General features: G+C 61.6%; 23 protein-coding genes. 10 read left to right on the top strand and 13 right to left on the bottom strand.

Annotated elements, in window-relative coordinates; genetic code table 11:
- Positions 1–9: 9 nt before the first annotated feature.
- The 9 genes from ACFQ4E_RS07285 to ACFQ4E_RS07245 are packed head-to-tail and all read left to right on the top strand — an operon-like array spanning position 10 to position 10,218.
- Complete coding sequence (locus ACFQ4E_RS07285) at positions 10–1,017, top strand: flagellin (RefSeq protein WP_386802281.1); 1,008 nt, start codon at positions 10–12, stop codon at positions 1,015–1,017.
- Positions 1,018–1,037: 20 nt separating this feature from the next.
- Positions 1,038–2,117, top strand: coding sequence for a flagellar basal body P-ring protein FlgI (locus tag ACFQ4E_RS07280; protein WP_386802280.1), 1,080 nt, complete (start codon positions 1,038–1,040; stop codon positions 2,115–2,117).
- 45 nt (positions 2,118–2,162) lie between these two features.
- Positions 2,163–3,029 (top strand): flagellar motor stator protein MotA, encoded by an 867-nt coding sequence (motA, locus tag ACFQ4E_RS07275; protein WP_386802279.1) that lies wholly within the window; start codon positions 2,163–2,165, stop codon positions 3,027–3,029.
- The gene (locus ACFQ4E_RS07270) at positions 3,026–5,092 is read left to right on the top strand and encodes a hypothetical protein (protein ID WP_386802278.1); all 2,067 of its coding nucleotides are present in this window, start codon (positions 3,026–3,028) and stop codon (positions 5,090–5,092) included. The genes motA and ACFQ4E_RS07270 overlap by 4 nt, the downstream gene beginning before the upstream one ends.
- Before the next feature lie 39 nt (positions 5,093–5,131).
- The gene (locus ACFQ4E_RS07265) at positions 5,132–5,863 is read left to right on the top strand and encodes a lytic transglycosylase domain-containing protein (protein WP_386802277.1); all 732 of its coding nucleotides are present in this window, start codon (positions 5,132–5,134) and stop codon (positions 5,861–5,863) included.
- A complete protein-coding gene (gene flhA, locus ACFQ4E_RS07260; protein WP_386802276.1) occupies positions 5,860–7,935 on the top strand; it encodes a flagellar biosynthesis protein FlhA in 2,076 nt (691 codons plus the stop codon). Before ACFQ4E_RS07265 ends, flhA begins: the two co-directional genes overlap by 4 nt.
- Positions 7,932–8,705: a flagellar biosynthetic protein FliR gene (locus tag ACFQ4E_RS07255; protein WP_386802275.1), complete on the top strand. Its 774-nt coding sequence runs from the start codon at positions 7,932–7,934 to the stop codon at positions 8,703–8,705. Before flhA ends, ACFQ4E_RS07255 begins: the two co-directional genes overlap by 4 nt.
- Entirely contained in the window at positions 8,705–9,796 is a 1,092-nt protein-coding gene (locus ACFQ4E_RS07250; RefSeq protein WP_386802274.1) for an EscU/YscU/HrcU family type III secretion system export apparatus switch protein, read from the top strand. Before ACFQ4E_RS07255 ends, ACFQ4E_RS07250 begins: the two co-directional genes overlap by 1 nt.
- Positions 9,793–10,218 carry a hypothetical protein gene (locus tag ACFQ4E_RS07245; RefSeq protein ID WP_386802273.1) on the top strand — a complete coding sequence of 142 codons (426 nt, stop codon included), beginning with the start codon at positions 9,793–9,795 and terminating at the stop codon, positions 10,216–10,218. Before ACFQ4E_RS07250 ends, ACFQ4E_RS07245 begins: the two co-directional genes overlap by 4 nt.
- On the opposite strand, the gene ACFQ4E_RS07240 is transcribed toward ACFQ4E_RS07245, so the two are convergent.
- The 9 genes from ACFQ4E_RS07240 to ACFQ4E_RS07200 are packed head-to-tail and all read right to left on the bottom strand — an operon-like array spanning position 10,219 to position 14,729.
- Positions 10,219–10,716, bottom strand: coding sequence for a flagellar basal body-associated FliL family protein (locus tag ACFQ4E_RS07240; RefSeq protein ID WP_386802272.1), 498 nt, complete (start codon positions 10,714–10,716; stop codon positions 10,219–10,221). It abuts the gene before it with no gap.
- 10 nt (positions 10,717–10,726) lie between these two features.
- A complete protein-coding gene (flgH, locus tag ACFQ4E_RS07235) occupies positions 10,727–11,440 on the bottom strand; it encodes a flagellar basal body L-ring protein FlgH (protein ID WP_386802271.1) in 714 nt (237 codons plus the stop codon).
- 4 nt (positions 11,441–11,444) lie between these two features.
- Positions 11,445–11,855 (bottom strand): flagellar basal body P-ring formation chaperone FlgA, encoded by a 411-nt coding sequence (gene flgA / locus ACFQ4E_RS07230; protein ID WP_386802270.1) that lies wholly within the window; start codon positions 11,853–11,855, stop codon positions 11,445–11,447.
- Positions 11,855–12,640, bottom strand: coding sequence for a flagellar basal-body rod protein FlgG (gene flgG, locus ACFQ4E_RS07225; protein WP_386802269.1), 786 nt, complete (start codon positions 12,638–12,640; stop codon positions 11,855–11,857). The genes flgA and flgG overlap by 1 nt, the downstream gene beginning before the upstream one ends.
- An 18-nt stretch (positions 12,641–12,658) precedes the next feature.
- Positions 12,659–13,369, bottom strand: coding sequence for a flagellar hook-basal body complex protein (locus ACFQ4E_RS07220; RefSeq protein WP_386802268.1), 711 nt, complete (start codon positions 13,367–13,369; stop codon positions 12,659–12,661).
- Between the two features lies 1 nt (position 13,370).
- On the bottom strand, positions 13,371–13,640 hold the full coding sequence (locus tag ACFQ4E_RS07215) for a flagellar biosynthetic protein FliQ (RefSeq protein WP_386802267.1): 270 nt from the start codon (positions 13,638–13,640) through the stop codon (positions 13,371–13,373).
- Positions 13,641–13,643: 3 nt separating this feature from the next.
- A complete protein-coding gene (gene fliE, locus ACFQ4E_RS07210; RefSeq protein WP_386802266.1) occupies positions 13,644–13,922 on the bottom strand; it encodes a flagellar hook-basal body complex protein FliE in 279 nt (92 codons plus the stop codon).
- A gap of 26 nt (positions 13,923–13,948) precedes the next feature.
- Positions 13,949–14,341 carry a flagellar basal body rod protein FlgC gene (flgC, locus tag ACFQ4E_RS07205; protein ID WP_386802265.1) on the bottom strand — a complete coding sequence of 131 codons (393 nt, stop codon included), beginning with the start codon at positions 14,339–14,341 and terminating at the stop codon, positions 13,949–13,951.
- Positions 14,342–14,351: 10 nt separating this feature from the next.
- Positions 14,352–14,729 (bottom strand): FlgB family protein, encoded by a 378-nt coding sequence (locus tag ACFQ4E_RS07200; protein ID WP_386802264.1) that lies wholly within the window; start codon positions 14,727–14,729, stop codon positions 14,352–14,354.
- 82 nt (positions 14,730–14,811) lie between these two features.
- Here ACFQ4E_RS07200 and ACFQ4E_RS07195 point away from each other — a divergent pair, with 82 nt between their 5' ends.
- Positions 14,812–16,167 (top strand): FliI/YscN family ATPase, encoded by a 1,356-nt coding sequence (locus ACFQ4E_RS07195; RefSeq protein WP_386802263.1) that lies wholly within the window; start codon positions 14,812–14,814, stop codon positions 16,165–16,167.
- Between the two features lie 47 nt (positions 16,168–16,214).
- Here the strand turns inward: ACFQ4E_RS07195 and ACFQ4E_RS07190 are convergent, their stop codons facing one another.
- From ACFQ4E_RS07190 to ACFQ4E_RS07175, 4 genes are all read right to left on the bottom strand, one after another.
- Positions 16,215–17,024, bottom strand: coding sequence for a DUF1217 domain-containing protein (locus tag ACFQ4E_RS07190; RefSeq protein WP_386802262.1), 810 nt, complete (start codon positions 17,022–17,024; stop codon positions 16,215–16,217).
- A complete protein-coding gene (gene flbT, locus ACFQ4E_RS07185; protein ID WP_386802261.1) occupies positions 17,021–17,428 on the bottom strand; it encodes a flagellar biosynthesis repressor FlbT in 408 nt (135 codons plus the stop codon). Before flbT ends, ACFQ4E_RS07190 begins: the two co-directional genes overlap by 4 nt.
- Positions 17,425–17,802 carry a flagellar biosynthesis regulator FlaF gene (flaF, locus tag ACFQ4E_RS07180; protein WP_386802260.1) on the bottom strand — a complete coding sequence of 126 codons (378 nt, stop codon included), beginning with the start codon at positions 17,800–17,802 and terminating at the stop codon, positions 17,425–17,427. Before flaF ends, flbT begins: the two co-directional genes overlap by 4 nt.
- A 70-nt stretch (positions 17,803–17,872) precedes the next feature.
- On the bottom strand, positions 17,873–19,192 hold the full coding sequence (locus ACFQ4E_RS07175) for a flagellin N-terminal helical domain-containing protein (protein ID WP_386802259.1): 1,320 nt from the start codon (positions 19,190–19,192) through the stop codon (positions 17,873–17,875).
- Positions 19,193–19,206: the final 14 nt, after the last annotated feature.

Below are 19,206 nucleotides of genomic sequence, written 5' to 3'. Positions count from 1 at the left end.
GGAGCACTCATGATGATTTCGATCGGCGATATGGCGCAAAGTTTCCTGGCGAGAGCCCATCAAGGTCGGCTCAAGATGCAAGTCTCTGAACTCGGCTTGGCGCTCACAACGGGGCGCGTCACAGATCGCGCCGCTCATCTGCGCGGTGACTCCGCAAGCGCGCATAGTCTGTCACTCCAACTGTCACGTCTGGATGGGTTCCGTGTAACCGGATCTGAGGCAAAACTTCTGGCGACAGGTATGCAAACAGCGCTGGGTCGCGTCCAAGAACTGCAGCAGGATCTCGCACCGCTCCTGCTGCAAGCAAATCTTCTGGTCACACCCGAACTTCGCCAAACATTGGCCGACCAGTCTGCGAACGCCCTGTCCGATATGATCGGTGCGCTCAATACGACGGCAGGTGGGCAATACCTCTTCGGCGGCGCAGCCACCGAAAGGGCGCCGCTTCAGAACGCGACCAGCCTGATCGATGATCTTGTTGCAGCAATCGGACCAAGTCCCGAGTTAACTTCGGTTCAGGACGCGCTTGATCAATGGTTCGATCTTCCTGCCGGCGGGTTTGAAACTCAGACCTATCTCGGCGCCGCTGACGGTCGTTCCGACTTTTCCATTGCATCCGGCAAAGTCGCTTCGCTTTCAATCAGGGCTGACGATCCAGCCATACGTGATGGACTGAAGGGCCTGGCAAAAGCGGTTTTGGCATCAGACACAAGGATCGGTCTGTCGGCTCGCGATCAAACTGATCTGCTAAAGGATGCCGGAACCACTTTGACGGCAACTCAATCTCAACTGAGCGTTCTCCGCGCAAGCGTGGGCGTCCAAGAGAACAGGATCGAAGCTGCAGCTACCTTGGTCGCAAGCGAGAGCAGGGCTTTAAACATTGCTCTATCGCGCCTCGTCGGAGCCGATCCATACGAGACTGCAAGCGAACTCGAAGCGAGCCAGGTGCAACTGGAAACGCTCTACACCGTCACGCTTCGAGCTTCTCAACTCTCGCTCGTGAATTTCTTGAAATGAGAATTTTGACAATCGTCTTGATGGTCCTGAACCTCGCGACTTCAACTGCGGTCGCGCAGCAGGTTCGCCTCAAAGATCTCGTCGAATTTGAAGGCGTCCGGGGCAATGATCTTGTCGGATACGGCCTGGTCGTAGGTCTCGACGGTACGGGAGACGGGCTCAGAAACGCGCCTTTTACCGAAGAAATCATGGCGAATATTCTGGAACGCCTCGGTGTGAACGTGACGGGGGAGCAGTTTCGCCCGAAGAACGTCGCTGCGGTGTTCGTGACGGCCGACCTTCCGCCCTTTGCGCGAACTGGAAGCCAGATCGACGTCACCGTTTCGGCGATCGGGGATGCCAAAAGTCTTCTTGGCGGAACCCTAGTGATGACGCCGCTCAATGCAGCCGATGGTCAAATCTATGCAGTCGCTCAGGGGCCTGTCATCTCTGGTGGCATTGCCGCCGAAGGCGATGCAGCACGTATCGTTCAAGGTGTCCCGACATCCGGCACAATTCCTTCAGGAGCGCGCGTCGAGAGAGAAGTAGGCTTTGACCTTTCAACGGTAACCCGATTGCGTCTTGCATTGCGTCAACCGGATTTCACGACAGCTCTCCGTATTGAGCAGGCAGTGAACCGCGGTTTCGGAAACAGGGTGGCCCGCATGCTCGATGCTGGCACTGTGGAGCTTGATGTCGCAAGCACCGGCGCAACCTCGCCCGCTCATGCGCTGAGCAGGATCGAAAGCGTCCTGGTCGAACCTGAACGCCGCGCGCGCGTCGTCGTCGATCAGCGGTCCGGGACAATCGTAATGGGCGAAGATGTTCGGATATCACGCGTGGCAGTATCTCAAGGAAATCTGACGCTGCGGATTCAAGAGGAGCCCCAAGCCGTCCAGCCCAATCCTTTTTCTCCCGGCGACACGGTCGTCGTGCCGAGAACAGAGGCTGAGATTACAGAAGGTCTTGGGCGAGGCCTAGCCGAGGTCCGCGGAGGCACGACCCTGTCGCAAGTGATCTCAGGACTGAACGCACTGGGCGTCGCGCCAAGAGATATGATCGACATTCTCAAAAGTATTAAAGCCGCGGGGGCGCTGCATGCAGAACTTCTTGTCATGTAATCCGACGGTTCTCGTGTCCAGCCAACGGCTCACTAAGGTTGCGCAATGCACGGTTTGATTGGAATCGTCCTCACATTTGCAATGGTCTTCGGCGGCTATCTGCTCGCTGGTGGAAAGATGGCAATTATCCTGAAATCACTTCCCTTTGAATTGATGATTATAGGAGGCGCGGCAACCGGATCATTCCTGATCGGAAACGACATGCCCCTTGTAAGGCAAACTTTGAAAGACATAAGAAAAGTCTTCAAGGGACCGAAGTGGCACTCAACTGATTATCGCGATCTTTTGTGTCTGATGTTCGAAGTTATGCGTGTGGCGCGACACAGCCCGGTCGCACTTGAGCTGCACATAGAAGAACCTGAAAACTCAGAAATTTTTAAAAAATACCCCAAGATACTTAACGATCACGAAGCTGTGGAGTTAATCTGCGATACACTGCGCTCCGCATCAATGAATTACGATGACCCAAACCAAGTCGAAGAAATTCTGGACAACCGGATCGATGCTCATATTCATCATGCTCTGATGCCAAGCCATGCACTTCAAACAATGGCGGACGGATTACCCGCGCTCGGTATCGTTGCCGCCGTCTTGGGCGTAATCAAAACAATGGGCTCTATTGATCAACCACCAGAAGTTCTTGGGAAACTCATCGGTGGCGCACTCGTCGGCACATTTCTAGGAGTATTTCTTGCGTATGGCCTGGTGGCACCCTTTGCGACAAAACTGAAGGCAATTGCCGAAGAGGATTCCAACTTCTACCAACTAATCAGGGAAGTACTAATCGCCAATCTATATGAACATCCGACCAATATCTGCATTGAGGTTGGTCGCCAGCACACACCTATTCACTGCCGGCCGAGCTTCTCGGAGCTTGAAAGCGCACTTCGTAACTTAAAGTCGGCAGCATGAAGTATCTGGCTCCTTTTATTTTTCTCGGTATCAATTTGGCCGATCCAAGCTCTTCTGCGCAAGTCATGACGGGTGAGCACGGAACCTTCACTCGGATCGTAGTTCCGCATGACCAAGGCGTCTCGTGGACGCTTGTGCCTGGGCTGCGAGAAAATGAGTTCCTCATGCAATTTCAATCGGAAATCGAAAGGCCAGAACTTGCCAATGCTTTTGCAAAAATAAATAGAAACCGACTCTCAGGGCTCGAATGGACGAATCGCGGACTTGAAATAAAAATCTCCTGTGACTGCCACCTAGAAAGCTTCTCCGTAGAAGAAAAATATGCAGCGATCGACGTTATTCCAAACTTTACGCTGGCAAAAGAAGTCAACATCCCAAAAATGGTTGATCCACGCGTTATCATTCCGATGAATTCAAGCCACACTACAGCATCCCTTATTGAATCCCTTGAAGATACAAAAGAGAATAGCATTAAGACGAACGAGCAGCTTCAGCCACCACTATACCGCCAGAAAATTAAAAGAAAAATCCTTAAAGGTGTATTATCAGGTTATCTTCAGCCGGACGCAACTTCAAAAATCAAACCAATTTCGAAATTTGAGGAAACAGCAGAGATTAGCACAAAGAAAGAAAGCTGCGCTCAGTTTAATATTTCACGAAACCAAATCGCATCAGATCTAAGGTCTGAAATCGCTACCTCTCGCGCTCAATTAGTAGATGGAACCGGACTCCCCGCGAAAGCGGACGAACTTGCAAGATTGTTCTTGGCCGCTGGCCTAGTTGCCGAAGCGCGGGGAACTACGGAGTTTCTTACCAAAGATGCGGCGAGCCCCTTGCTCGTGATCGCGGATATTATTGAAACCGGCTTTATTGAAACCGAACTCGCCCAATCTCTTTTGGCCTGTGATCCGGAAGCAGCGCTTTGGAGTGCGTTTTCGGACAAGTTACCCCAGGGCAGCCTGAATGGGACCGAAGTATTGAGCGCGTTTGACAGCTGGCCGGAGCCGCTCAGGCGAATTCTCGGACCCGAGCTCTCCTCACGACTGGAGGGGCACGGGCTACCGGACGCAAGTGCAGCAATTCTTTCACGCCTGGAACGTAGCCCAAGACTCGACAGCCCTGCGGCTCGTGTCGAAACGGCAGATGACCCGACTTCACTCGCCAAGCTCACAGCGTCTGCGGACGAGTTGGTCGCCGCGCGTGCTCTGGGTGCTCTTGCGGAACAGGTTCAGGATCAGAATGCGAATAGTGCCGCAATCCTGGCGCAAACTCTGCAAAGAGAGCACAGCGACACGGAGGCCGAGGCGCTCGAAATCGCCTCGATTGTTGCGACCATCGCTTCGGGAAACTATGCGCTTGGTTTCGACCGAGCGCTGTCGGGCGAGATATCGATAACGGAAAATGCGCGGCGACGTCTCTCCCGTGACGCGATGCTGTCGGCCGCGAAGGACCCGGACAATGCGCGTATGCTGGACTTCATCCTGGAGAGACTGGACATTCTCGCGACGCACCAGGAACTCCCGGAAGGGCCGCGCCTTTCTCTCGTTGCGCGCCTGATCGACACTGGGCTGGGTCGCGAAGCGGAGACGCTGCTGGCCGCCCTGTCGAATCCGGCAACATCTCGAGAACGCCAGTTACTTTACGCGCGTGCTGCCCTTGCTGCTGGAAATGCCGAAGAGGCTGAAATTCGGATCGCGGGACTGCAAGGGCCTGAAGCCGACGCGCTTCGCCTCGCAGCGCGCATCGCAATGGGCGATCAGGATTACGTGATCGATCGCCTGACGGCAAATGAGGCGATTGCGTCTCCAACTGATGCATCACTCCGCGCAGGTCGGTGGGAGCGCCTTGAGGACGCCGCGCCAGCGAGCATCTCGAACGCGGCTCGATTGGCCGGGTCGCATCCACGCCTGAACCCACAGGACGACACGCCGCTCAGCGTTATCGATAGCCTTTTGAGCGAGAGTGAAGGAGCGAGAGATATTCTGAAAGGCCTCCTGGCCGAAACAGACCCCGTCAAGCCGAGCGATGGCACAGTTGGAAAGCCGGTCTCGCCGGAACCCTGACTCTTCCAAACGCTATCGCTCAAATACCGGAGTAGCAGAATGCTCTCACCAAAAGCCGTTCTGAGAATCTTCTTCCAGATATCAGGATTGCTCCTTGTCGCGGCAGTTGCATCGACAGTCCAAGCGACGACCGTGACGGTCCCGGAGCGAGATCAATGTGACACCGCGGCCGACCTGGCCGCCGAAGAGTATGGGCTGCCCAAGAACCTTTTGAGGGCGCTTACTCGGACAGAGACGGGGCGCCCTATGGACGGCGCGTTGGTTCCATGGCCGTGGACCCTGAATGTTGCGGGTGACGGCCAATGGTTTCGCTCACGCACCGATGCGCTTGACGCTCTTCGGATGGCCCGCGCAAGCGGCACCACAAGCATTGATGTCGGTTGTTTTCAGATCAATCTGAAGTGGCATGGCCGACATTTCTCCACCGACCACGAGATGCTGGAACCGCTCGCCAACGCACGCTATGCGGCGCGTTTTCTGCGCAGCCTGCATGCCGAACTCTCCGATTGGGACTTGGCGGTTGGCGCTTTTCACAGCCGAACCGAACGTCACGCCGCGCCCTATCTCGCTCGGCTCAAGAAAATACGTCGCAATTTGAAAAAAACGCCCGAACCACTCCACGCCTTAGCCGAAAGATCAACCAACACCCGGGCTTCCGCATTCCCGCTTCTGAGACCTCCTGCGGAAAACAGCGTGACCGCCTCGGCCTCGCTCGTATCGCTGGGCACATCCGCGCGCCCGTTCTGGTCTCTGTCGGGAGATCAACGATGAAGACAGCCGCGCTCTTCCAGCCAACGGTCCTTCTCGCGCTCGCGCTGATGGCCGTCATCGCGATGATGATTCTGCCGATGCCTGCTGCGGTCCTCGACATCGGGCTCGCGGCCTCGTTCGCGCTGGCGATCCTGATCTTTACCGTGACGCTCTTCATCGAACGGCCCCTGGATTTCTCGGCCTTTCCGACGGTGCTCCTCGCGTCGCTCATGCTGAGGCTCGCGCTGAACGTCAGTTCGACGAAGCTCATCATCGGCCAGGGACATCAGGGTCCTGATGCCGCCGGAGACGTGATCGCCGGGTTCGCGAGTTTCGTCATGGGCGGCAGCGTGTTCCTGGGTCTCGTCGTCTTCGGTGTCCTGCTGATCGTGAACTTCACCGTGATCACGAAGGGCGCGGCGCGCATGGCAGAAGTCGGTGCGCGCTTCGCGCTCGACGGGATGCCGGGGCGGCAGCTGGCGATCGACAGCGACATGTCCGCGGGCGCGATCAACCACGCCGAGGCGAAGGCCCGGCGGGAGACCGAACTGCAGGAGACGACCTTTTTCGGATCGCTCGACGGCGCGTCGAAATTCGTGAAGGGCGACGCGGTGGCAGGTCTCCTGATCACCCTCCTGAACCTGATCATGGGAACCGCAATGGGTGTTTTCGCCCATGGAATGGCGGTCGGCGACGCGGTCGAAACCTACGCCATCCTGACCGTCGGCGATGGGCTGGTGACCCAGATACCGGCGGTGATCATCTCGATCGCGTCTGCGCTTCTTCTGGCGCGCGGAGGGGCGACCGGCGCGACCGACCTTGCGCTGGTGGGTCAGCTCGGCAAACATCCGGCCGCCCTCGCCACAGTCGGCGTGCTCATGGCGCTCTTCGCGCTGGTGCCCGGTCTGCCCTTCCTGCCCTTCATAATCGGAGCTGCGGTTTTGGGCGCGGCGGCGTGGATGACGAAAACCCGGCGGCAGAAGGCGGAACAAGCGCTTCCTGACCTGCAGGACGCGCCCGACACCCGCAAGGAGGGGTTGGGCGACATGCTCGATCTCGACGACATCCATGTCGAGTTCGCCGCCGATCTCGTGGAGATGGTGCTCGATCCGGCGACCGGGCTCGACATCCGCATCGCGAACATGCGCACCCATGTGGCCAGCCATTTCGGCCTCATCATGCCCGAAATCCGGCTGACCGATCAGGCGCTGCTCGACCGTGGCGAATACCTCATCCGCATCCAGGGGGTCGAGGTCGCGCGCGGTGCCCTGCATCCAGACCTCCTGCTTGCGCTCGCCCCGGATGACGACACGAAAATGCCCGAAGGCCGTGATGTGACCGAGCCGGTCTATGGCGCGCCCGCGCGCTGGATCAAACCCGCCTCCCGCGAGGCCGCGGCGCTTGACGGTCTGACAGTCGTCACTCCGGCGGAAGTTCTGTCGACCCATCTCCTCGAGATCACCAAGCGCAACTTCCCGCGGCTTCTGACCCTGCGCAGCCTTCGGCGTCTCCTGGACGAGATGGTGTCCCTGTCCGATCCCGCGCGCGCAGAGGCGAACCGCCGCCTTCTCGACGAGCTCATCCCCGAGAAGGTGCAGGTCGATACGTTGCTGTCGGTGCTGCGGCTCCTCCTCGAGGAACAGGTGTCGATCCGGAACCTGCCGCTGATCCTCGAGGCCATCGCCGAGCTGCGCTCGCCGAAATTGCCGCCCGAGGCGATCTGCGAACACGTGCGCCAACGGCTCGGGTTCCAGATCATTTCCGGGCTCCGCCGTCCGGACGGATCGGTTCCCCTGATTCAACTCGCGCCGGAATGGGAAGAGACCTTCCGAACCCACGAGATCGACGCCGACGGCCCGGGCCTCGACATCGCCCTGCCGCCGGACACGTTCGAGACCCTGACCGGTCGGGTCGCCGATACCGTGGCCGAGGCGGGGACCCGGGGTGTCCATCCCGCGCTTGTCACCTCGGCCCGCCGCCGCCGTTTCCTGAGGACGCTTCTGGCGGCCAAAGGCATCGGCAACCCGGTCCTCTCCTTCGAAGAAATCGGGATCGACGCGCGACCGTCCCTGGTGGGAACCGTCGCGGCATGACCGCCCTCGAAAGCCTGGTGCCGATGGTCCAGGAGGCAGGCTGGGCCTATGCGCTGGTCTTCTTCCGCATTGGCGCAATGATGGCCGTGTTGCCCGGGTTCGGCGAACGAAGCGTGCCCCAGCGCATCCGCCTCGGCATTGCGCTGGCGTTCACCGCCATCGTCGCCCCGGCGCTCTGGCCGTTGGACGAACTTCCCGAACCCGCACTCGCTATCCTGTTCTGGTATCTCCTCACCGAAACCTGCGCCGGACTGATCCTGGGGCTCGCGCTGCGACTTGCCGTCATGGCGCTCCAGATCGCGGGCTCGATCGCCGCGCAGGCAACGTCGCTGTCGCAACTCTTCGGAGGGGCCGCGGGCGAGCCGCTGCCGACGCTCAGCCACATCTTCACCGTCTCGGCCCTGGCGCTGATGATGATCACGGGCCTGCATGTGAAGGTCGCCGAGCTCCTGATCTTCTCCTACGGCCCCCTGCCCCTCGGAGCGCTTCCGGGACCCTCGGTTCTCGGCCAATGGGGGACGGCGCAGGTGGCCGAGGCCTTCGCTCTGGCCTTCAGCCTCGCCGCGCCCTTCGTGGTGCTGTCCGCGCTCTACAACCTGACCCTCGGCGTCATCAACAAGGCCATGCCGCAGCTCATGGTGACCTTCGTCGGCGCGCCTGTGATCACATTCGGAGCGGTCGCGATGATGGCGCTGGCCACGCCGATGCTGTTGTCGATCTGGCTCGCCCGGCTCGATCTCCTACTCGTCAATCCGTTCGGCCCGCGCTGATGTCCTCCGAAGACGACGCGGCGGACAAATCGCATGAAGCCTCCGCCCAGAAGCTCGAGAAAGCCCGCCGAAAGGGCGAGATCGCGCGCGCGCCGGACCTATTGACCGCCTGCGCCTATGCAGGGTTTCTCGCAACAGCCGCCCTGTTCGGCGAGACGCTCCTGACCGGATTGGCCGACGCGCTCTTGCCGTTCCTCGATCACCCCGACCGCCTGGCCCGGGCGCTGTTCTCAGACGGATCGAGCGGTCCGGTCGGCGGGCTCATGCTGCGCGGCACAGCGCCGGTCCTGCCTTGGATCCTTCTGCCGGCGGCGCTCGTGCTGACTACGCTGGTGGCCCAGCGTGGCCTGATGTTCACGCCCTCGAAGCTCGAGCTGAAGCTGTCGCGCCTGTCTCCAATCGCCAACGCCAAGAACAAATACGGACGACGCGGGCTGTTCGAGTTCGCCAAGAGTTTCGCGAAGCTGCTGCCCTACGCGCTTTGCCTCGCGCTCTTTCTGCGCGGCGCGCTGGACCGGCTTGTCTCAAGCATGACGCTCGCCCCCGCGGGCGTCGTGGCCGAGCTCGCCGATGTGCTGCTGAGGTTCATGACGCTTGTCCTGATGATCGCGATCGTGCTCGGAGCCATCGACGCGCTCTGGCAGCACAAAGACCATCTGCGTCGCAATCGCATGTCGCGGAAGGAACTTCAGGACGAGCACAAGGAGGCCGAAGGCGATCCGTATCTGAAGCAGCAGCGCCGCGCCCGGGCCGCGGCCGTCGCGCAGGGCAATCTGCAACGGGATGTCTCGGGCGCGGACGTCGTTCTCGTCAATCCGACCCATTACGCCGTGGCGTTGAAATGGAGCCGCAAGCCGGGCGCCGCTCCGGAATGCGTGGCCAAGGGCACCGATGCGCGGGCCCAAAAAATCCGGGAGATCGCGGCAGCCGCGGGCGTTCCAATCCGCTCGGACCCGCCGACGGCGCGCGCCCTCTACGCCACGGTCTCGCGCGGCCAGGAAGTTCCGGTCGACCTCTACCGCGCGGTCGCCGCGGCGATCCGCTACGCGGAGGCGATGCGCCTCAAGGCCCGGGAACGGAGGTCGCGATGAGCGATCATGAAACGCTTCTGAAGCTCGCGGCGTTGCAGCGCGACGCGGTCTTTGCGGATCTGGCCATCGAGCGCAGGAAGATCGCGGCGCTCGAGACGGAGATTGCCGAGATTGCCCGGTTGCAGCGAAAGGCTCTGGCGCGCGAGGGACAGGATGCGGCCCGCAGAACGGCCGGGGTCGATACGGCCTGGCAGACCTGGCTTGGAACGCGCCGGGCGGGACTGCTCCAGAAGCTCGCCCTGGCGCGCGCCAACGAAGACGGGCTGGCGACACGCGCGGCGCGGGCGCAGGGCCGCAGCGAGGCGGCGCGCTTTCTGGCCGAGACCGAGGCGCGCGATCTCCGCAAACGTCGCCTGGCCGCGGAGGAGCGTGACCGGCTTTCGGTGGGACTTCAGCTCTGGCAGCGCAACCGCGCGACCTGATCAGGTCTCCTGACGCGCGATCTCGGTGATCAGGACGTCGTTGACGCCATCCCCGCCAATCCGGTGCGCGACGACCAGAAGCTCGCGGCGCAGGATCTGCAGCGACCGGGTCTGAGTGAAACCGGTTCCGAAATGGCCGGCGTTGCCGTGATCGATCAGAACCTGCAGGAACAGATCGCGGAGCTTCGGTTCGCGGATCAGGAGCATGTCCTCCAGCTCCGGGTCGATCTCGAGGCTGAGCGACAGGATCACCATCGCGGTCACGCCGCCATCCTCGACGACGGGCACGATGAACTGCTTGTCGAGATCGAGATAGGTGAAATTTCCAGTGTCGCGCGGCTTGCCAACCGCAGACGGCAGCGCGGGATCGGGCGTCGCGGAGTGCGGATCGCACCCGGCGGTTTCGGGCGGCGTATGGTCCGGCATCAGCAAGGCAGCGGCGACCCCACCTCCGGTCCCGAGGAGTGCCAGAAGCAGCGGCAAGAGGAGTTTATTCATCGCGGAGACCTCAGAACGGAAGGATGACGTCCAGCACCTGTTGGCCGTAGCGCGGTTGCTGCACATCGGTGATCTGCCCGCGTCCGCCATAGGAGATCCGGGCCGAGGCGATCTTGTCGTAGGTGATCTCGTTCAGGCGCGAGATGTCCTCGGGCCGGACATATCCGCTGACCAGAAGCTCGCGCATCTCGAAATTCACCCGCACTTCCTGTCGGCCCGAGATCGCGAGCACCCCGTTTGGCAGCACTTCGACCACGGTTGCGGCGACCCTCAGCGTCAGCTTTTCCTTGCGCCGCACCTGGCCGTCGCCGCTGGAACGGCTCTTGCCGCTCAGATCGACCGCATCTGCGAGCGATGCGCCCTCGGGCAGGTACTCGTCCAGTCGCTGTGGCAAACCGAGCAGTTGCGGGACCGCAAGGTCCTCGGAGGCGGAGCGCTGGCGCGAGGTGGAATTGGTGATCTCGGCCTTCTCGTCGATCTCGATTACCACCGTAAGAATGTCGCCGCGGGCCAGCGCGCGCCGGTCGCCCAGCAGCGATCGCGGTCCCGCGGTCCAGAGGGACGCGCGGTCGACCGCCACTTTCGACGGCAGGTCGGCATAGATCATCGAGTCGCGTTCGACCGATGTCTCGACCGGCGTGAACTCCGGCGCCTTGCCGACCTGCTCCAGCCGGTTGCAGGCGGACGAGAGCACGAAGAGCGCGAGGATCATCACAAGGCGCATGCGGTCACTCCGAAACAGACACGCTGCCATCGGGCAGGACCGTGCCGAAAAGATTGCTGCGCGAGGCCAGGTTCATCACCCGGATCCGGTCGCCGGCCGCCCCGCGGCCAAGGGCGCGCCCTTCCGCCGAGATCCGCAGGCCACCCCGGTCGAAAACGATGGAAATCAGAGCGTTGCGCTCGACCAGGGCCGGTTGCAGCAGGTCGCGGTACAGGATCGGCCGCCCCGGATAGAGCGTGATCCGCGCTTCGAGACCCACGATGTCCTCGATGCGCTCGGCCGCGCCGGGCGTCTCGCCCTCGGCCAGTCCCAGCGCCTCGGCGCTGAGCAACTCAGCCGCCCGGATCGGTCGTGTCGGGACCACCGTGTCGGCGGCGGCCGGACCGGCGAGGAGACAGAGCAAGAGCCAGCGCATCATCGCACCTGCGTCGTCGCTGCGAGCATCTGATCCGCCGCGGACAGGACCTTGGCATTCAGCTCGTAGCCCCGTTGCGCCTCGATCAGGTCGGTGATCTCGCGCACCGGATCGACGGTGCTGTCCTCGAGATAGCCCTGCCTGAGCGTGCCCAGCCCCTCGGTCCCCGGCTGGGACACGAGCGGCGGGCCGGAGGCGCCGGTTTCGAGAAAGAGGTTCGATCCCATCGCCTCGAGTCCCTTCGCGTTGGTGAAGTTGGTCAGCGTGAATTGCCCCAGGAGTTGCGGCTCGGTCGCGTCCAGGAAATGGGCGTAGACCTCTCCCGAGGCGTTGACGCTGAGCGACCTGGCATCTTCGGGGATGACGATTTCCGGCACGACCGGGTAACCGTCCGAGGTGACGATGAGCCCTTCGCCGGTGCGCTTCAGCGCGCCGTCGCGAGTGTAGGCGGAGGCGCCGGAGGGCAGCGTGACCTCGAGGTATCCGCGGCCTTCGATGGCGAAATCGAGATCGCCTCCTGTGGCCGAAAGTGAACCCTGCCGAAGCTCCATGCTGACCGCCGCGGGTCTCACGCCGAGGCCCATCTGCACGCCCGTGGGAAGAACGGTTCCGGTCTCGGCGGTGACCGTGCCCGCGCGGGCGACCTGTTCATAGGCGAGATCGGCGAACTCGGCGCGGCGCGCGTTGTAGCCGGTGGTCGACATGTTCGAGAGGTTCTGCGAGATCACCTCGACCCGCATCTGCTGCGCGGTCATGCCGGTGGCGGCGATTTTCAGGGCGCGCATGGCGGACCTCCTTTTCGGTTAACGGGACAGCGTCTCGACGGCGGATTTGACCCTGTCATTCTCGGCATCGAGAAAGCTCTGGCCCAGCTCGTAGGCCCGCTGCACCTCGACCATGCGCGAGATTTGCGCGACCGGATCCACGTTGGATTGCTCGAGAAACCCCTGCCGCACCCGCGGCTCAAGCACCGGCTCGTATCCGCCCGGGGCCTCGAAGAGCAGCGCGCCTTCGCGTTTCAGAAAGAGCGGATCGGGCGGAGCGACCACAGCAAGCCGTCCCAGGGGCTCGCCGCCCGAACTGAGCGTTCCGTCCTGCGCGATTGCAACATCGCCAAGACCGGGCGGCAGAACCACCGGAGCTTCGCCGATGTCGAGCACCGGCAAGCCGTCCATGGTCTGCAACGTGCCATCCGCCCCGGTGGTGAACGCGCCCGCGCGAGTGAGCCTCGGACCGGTCGCGGTCTCGACCAGAAAGAAACCGTCGCCCTCGATCGCGAGGTCGAACACGCCGCCGGTGCCGCTGAGCTCTCCTTGCACGTGGCGCGTCTGCGGCACGCGGGCCGCCGCCATGGACAGGCTTTCACCGTCGAGATCGCGCACGTATTCCGAGAAGATCAGACCTTCGGCCCGAAATCCGGTCGTGCCTGCATTGGCGACGTTGTTCGCGATCACCTGCATCTCGCGGGCGAGCCCCGACATGCGGGTCAGCGTCGTGTAGCCGGGCGTCTGCATCTCAGCCTCCGATCACCATGGGAATGATCCGGTCGCGGAAGAACGCGATCAGGGTTTCGGTCATGAAGCTCATCGACATCCAGAACACGACGAGGATCGCGGCAAGCTTCGGCACGAAGGTCAGCGTCATTTCCTGGATCGAGGTGAGCGCCTGGAAGAGCCCGACCCCGACGCCCGCCACCAGAGCCGCCGAGAGGATCGGCAGCGACGTCAGCGCGGCGACCCACAAGCCCTGCCGGAGCGTATCGAAGAAGATGACTTCGTTGAGCATGGCTCAGACCGGCATCCGCAGGATTTCCTGGTAGGCCTCGACCACCTTGTCGCGCAAGGTGACCGCGGTCTCGACGGCAAGCTCGGACTGCGACAGCGCCGCGACCAGCGCATGCGGATCGGCGCCCCCCGTCATGGCCGCCTGTGCCGTATCCTCTGCGGTGCGCAGGGTTTCGGCAAAGTCGCGAACGGCCTGACCGGCCGCCGCGCTGGCGCTCTGGTCCGCCGTCGCGGGTCGCGCAGCGGCATATTGCTGGGCGGCGAAAAGGCTGCGGATGTCCATTCTGGTCTCCTTGCAGGTTGGGATTGTCAGCGTCGCAAGAGATCGAGCAGACCCCGCGACATGGTCTTGGCCTGTTCGAACATCTTGAGATTGGCCTCGTAGGAGCGCTGCGCCTCGCGCGCGTCGGCAATCTCGATAAGAAGATCGACGTTCGAGCCGGTCACATGGCCGCTGTCATCGGCCAGAGGGTGGCCCGGCTCGAAGAGGCGCGCGAGCGGCTTGCGGTCCAGGCGGACGCGGCCCGTTGTCACCGTCTCGACGCCCGCGTCCCGATCGCGGACCGCTTCGAAAGACGCCGTCTTGCGCCGGTAGCCCGGGGTATCCGCGTTGGCGATATTCTCGGACAGAAGCCGCAACCGCATGGCCTGCGCGCGAAGACCGCTTGCGGTGACGGCCAGGGATTTTGCGAAATCGCTCATGACAGCCCCCTCACCCGCGACCGAGACTTGAGCGCAGAACCGAGAGCGCATTCCGGTAAATCGCCAGCGCCCGGTCGTGATCGGAGCGCGCATTGGCCGCGGCGATCATCTCGGCCTCGAGCGCGACCGTGTTGCCGTTCGGATCCTCGGCGTCCCTGATGCGCTCCGGTCTTGCGACGCCATTGTTGGTCTCAAGAGGCATGTGCCCGGGGCGGGTGGCACGCATTCCCTTGCCGCTGTCCGCGACCGCCGCGAAGTCCGGCATGCGCAGGGCGCGATAGCCGGGTGTGTCGGCATTGGCCATGTTCTGCGCGCTTACGGCCTGCGCGCCCCCTGCATGACGGGCAAGCGCCATTGCGGTCCGAAAAACGTTCACATTCTGGAACATCGGGATTCTCCCTCGTCCGATCTCAACCAAGGCTTAACCCCGATTCCTTTAGAAAAAGTTTGCAACAGAGCGGGGGAGCCGAATGCAGGGGCAGGAAATCGCGGGACTGCGCAGCGGGCTTTCCGAGCTAAGTCGCGCGCAGGCGATGGGTCGCGTGCGCGGTGCGGACGGCGCGGTCATCTGGGTCGACGGACTGTCGGATATCGCCGCGCTTGGCGACCGCGTCCGGATCGAACGGGAGGGTTCGCCGCTCTTCGCGGAGATCGTACGACTGACCTCAGAGACCACGGCCTGCCTGCCCGAAGGCCCCGCAGAGGGCGTGTCGCAGGGACTTTCGGTCCTCCATCACGGCGCACCGACGCTCGCGCCATCCGATGGGTGGATCGGCCGCGTGGTCGATCCGCTGGGGCGCCCGCTGGATGGACGTCCGCTGCTGCCGGGTCCGGTCCGCAGGCCCTTCCAGGCCGCGCCGCCGCCCGCCACAGAGCGGCGCCCCCTCGGACCCCGCCTTTCTACCGGGCTGGCCCTCTTCAACACGATTCTGCCGCTCGTGACCGGCCAACGGATCGGTCTTTTCGCCGGGTCCGGTGTGGGTAAATCGCACCTCCTGGCCGACCTTGCGCGCGGGGTGGACAGCGATGTGGTCGTTCTCGGGCTCGTCGGCGAGCGCAGTCGCGAATTGAGGCACTTCACGGAATCGGTTCTCGGACCGGAAGGCATGGCACGCAGCGTCGTCGTTGCCACCACCTCGGATCGCTCGCCGCAGGAACGACGTCGTTGTGCAGACGCGGCAATGACGGTCGCCGAACATTTCAGGGATAGCGGCCGCAATGTTCTCCTCTTGGTCGACTCGGTCACGCGCTTCGCCGAGGCCCATCGCGACGTGGCACTTTCATCCGGCGAGATGGCGTCCCTGCGGGGCTTCCCCGCATCGACAGCGCAGCGCCTGATGAGCCTGTCGGAGCGCGCCGGTCCCGGCGCAGGCGGACAGGGCGACATCACCGCAATCTTCTCGGTTCTCGTCGCAGGGTCCGACATGGATGAACCCGTTGCGGATATCCTCCGCGGTTCGCTGGATGGCCACGTGATCCTGTCCCGCGACATCGCTGAACGCGGGAGGTTTCCTGCAGTCGACGTGCTCCGGTCGGTCTCTCGTGCCCTGCCCGACGCTGCGTCCTCGGCGGAAAACGCCGTGATCCAGAGGGTCAGACAGCTTCTTGGCAGCTATTATGGCGCTGAGGCGATGATCCGAGCTGGCCTGTATCGCGATGGCAGCGACGCTAAGGTCGATGACGCCTTGCGGTCGCATGCGGCGCTAGAGGCGTTTTTCTCACTACGAGAGACTGTCGCCCCTGCCGAGAGTTTCCAGGGATTGCGGCTCCTCCTACGGCGGTCCGGTGTGTCCGACGGCACCGCGCCCGATCGCAGCCGCGGATAGCCCAAGCTGCACAAGGCGTAGAAACAGTGGTTGCCGCGCTCGCGACATCAGAGCCGCGCTGGCTTCGGCGCTGCCTTAAGCAGCGAGAGAGCAATTTGCGCGGGCCGTGCGGCGCTCAGGTCTGACATTTGGTCTCGCAAGAGAAACCGGTCGATCAGGCGACCGAGGGTTGCCGGCTCTGCCAACTTCGCGGGATCCGAACTACCGAACGTTTTTTCGGACCGGTCTCGAAAGGTCGCGAGTTGTCTGTCCAGATCCAGTTGGCCGAACGCCTTTGGCAATCCAAAGGCAGTCTCGAAAACGGTTCGCAGCGGCGGGGTTCCCATGATCCGGAACCAGGTCGCATTTTCGCTTGAACCTTCTGCCGTAAGCTCAGGCAGCGTCCGTTCTGCGTGCAACGCAAGCCTCAAGGCCGGGCTTTGTTCGCCTACGGCTGTTTCGAAGGCATGGGCACGAAAGCGCGACAAGATACTACCCACCGAGACTGGCTGTCGGACACCGCTTCCGAGTGGCTGGGCGAACCCGAACGCCGCCGCAAATTTCTTGTATCTGTCATCGGCAAGCCTGTTCGCGAGAGACCCTGAATCTGTCAAATCGCTCTCTAGTATCTTCTGGATGAAAAATCGGTTCTCGAGGTCCTGATCGAGCCCATACGCTTCTAGGGCAACGGAACGCAGGCCCCGATCCGAAACAAGGCCTTCAGCGCTTCTGATCTCTCTGATCTTCTCAGAAAAATAGGAGGTCCGGCGGGTGATCTGACCCGAAGAGTCGAATGCGCCTTTTTGAGCCTGCAGCGTGGCATTGAGAAAGCGCCAACCCGCCAAGCCCGATCCGACAATAATTGGCTGATAACTCACTTGGTTGCCTTCGTCGCCAGAAGGCGATCCTCTCTTGGGATCAACGCACGCAGTGCCTTGAGCGCCTTGTAAAACTGACGCGCCAAGATTGCTTCGGATGCCTGCCCAAGTAGGCGTCGACTGTCAGCATCGGTCAAGATCCTACTCAACTCCTCAACCCGAGGCAGAAGAGAAATTCTAGTTTCGTCGCAGTCAGTTTCACCGATCAAGACAAGCTGCAGAGCATAGCAGGCACGCCGAACTGGAGTCTTTGCGTCGTCTGGATGAATGGCATCGCGCAAACGCAAGATATGAACATCTGGCGTCAAAACAGAGAGGCGGCCGCGCTTCTCGCCGTTCTCCAGAATTGCCCCGTTGATCAAAAGCCGCTCCTTCGGGGCTAGCTTTAGAACCAGACCTGTCATCCTACTAACTCTACCGTAGCAAGCCCGCGGAGCATGGCGGTATTGATTTCGAGAAGCGGCGCGACATTCGCATCTCCTGTAAGAACACGTCGGCTATGCACCTCAGTGAATTCGGCTAAATAGAAAATCCTGGACCGCAACTCGTTTGGTAGGCCGTTCTCCGCGTCCGAGACACTGGATGCCAGAACAGTCCAAAGGCGACGATTTTCCGCGATCGCTTTTGCGAAAGCCGGATAGTCAGTTTTCCCCTGCCTCGCGGCATCTCGAAGACGGTGAGTGACCAAGGCGATGAGGTCATACTCCACCCCCCGTGCAGTTCTCGTGCTGGTAGAGCAGTCTGCATACCCAGTCTTGGCGAGGCTTAATAAGGTCACTGAGTTCTCCAACCGCTAGTCGTAGGTCATGTCACATATTGGCGGGGCCCGAAGACCCCGCCGCATAGTTTTAACGGAAGAGCGAAAGAAGTGTCTGCGGCGCCTGGTTGGCAATCGACAATGCCTGCACGCCCAACTGCTGCTGGACTTGAAGCGCCTGGAGACGGGCCGAAGCCTCTTCCATGTCCGCATCGACAAGCGTTCCGATGCCGGACCGTAATGCATCTGTCAGACTCGCGACGAAATCGGCTTGAATTTCGATCCGCCCTTGCGCCGAACCAAACGCCGCAGCGGCGTCGATCGAGTTCTGAATCAAACCCTCGATGGCGACCAACCCGGCGGCGGCACCGTCATCGGTGGTCACATCGATTTCGCCGAGAAGCTCCAGGCCGCCAGAAACCTGCCCCCCGGCCGTCAGAGTAATATCCGCCGCTGCCGATGCCGCGAGGGCTGTTCCGGTGTTGTTTGTGACCGTGATCACCGAGCCGCTGACCGAAACAGAGAAATCGTCGCTGAATCCTTGCTCAGCAAGTCGGAAATTGATCGTCGCCGCGAGTCCAGCCGCGATATCTGCGGTCGTGTCACCATCGCGGGCAACGTAGAGCGCTTCTGCCTTCAACGGGCTGGTGCCCGCCAAGGTCGCGTAGGGCGTTCCAGTCAGCGCATCGTCGAAAAACGACATATCGAAGGCGTAGCCATCCCCAGCCATGACGTTCTGGGTCCGTCCGGCGGTCGTGGACTCCCCTACAATCGTGTAAGTAGCGGTCCCGCCGTTTGCAGTCGCGGTGCCTGCAACCGTCCGTGCGGCCGCTGCGAGCGCCAAGCTGCCCTCGGTCGCGGTTTGAATCCCCAAGTCGCTTTTCGATACGGTGATATCGCTCGCCGCAACGCCCGATGCTGAACGGTCGAGCGAAGAAAGAACATCGACCTTACCGGTGCCATCGACGTTGCCTGCTGCAGTATAAGCGCTAGTCGTGTTCGTATTCTGGAGAAGATTCAGGCCGTTGAACTGGGCCGCTCCAACGACAGAATTGATCTGCTCGCGCAGAGCGACGATATCCGTCTGGATCTTGTCCCTATCAACATTGGATTCCTGCGCGGCGACGATCTTGGACTTCAGATCGGTCAGGAGATCAGTAACGGTTTCCGCACCATTTCGCGCAACAGCGACAGTAGATTCGCCAAGGTTCAAGCTGTCGGAAATCGCACGGAATCCTTTGACATCGGACTGCATGACTTTCGAGATCGCCCACACCGCTGCATTGTCTTTTGCGGTCGCAACGGACTTGCCTGTCGAGATCTCCGACTGGGTCATCTCGAGGCTTTTGTTGATCGATTTCAGCGTTTGCAGCGCTACCATCGCGCTGGTGTTGGTCAAAATACTGGACATATCGGCTCCTTTCG

Source organism: Litorisediminicola beolgyonensis, assembly GCF_042679605.1.
In the GTDB taxonomy this organism is placed as follows: Bacteria; Pseudomonadota; Alphaproteobacteria; order Rhodobacterales; family Rhodobacteraceae; genus Litorisediminicola; species Litorisediminicola beolgyonensis.
Note: the sequence above shows the minus strand (reverse complement) of the source record. Positions and strands in the feature narration are given on the sequence as shown.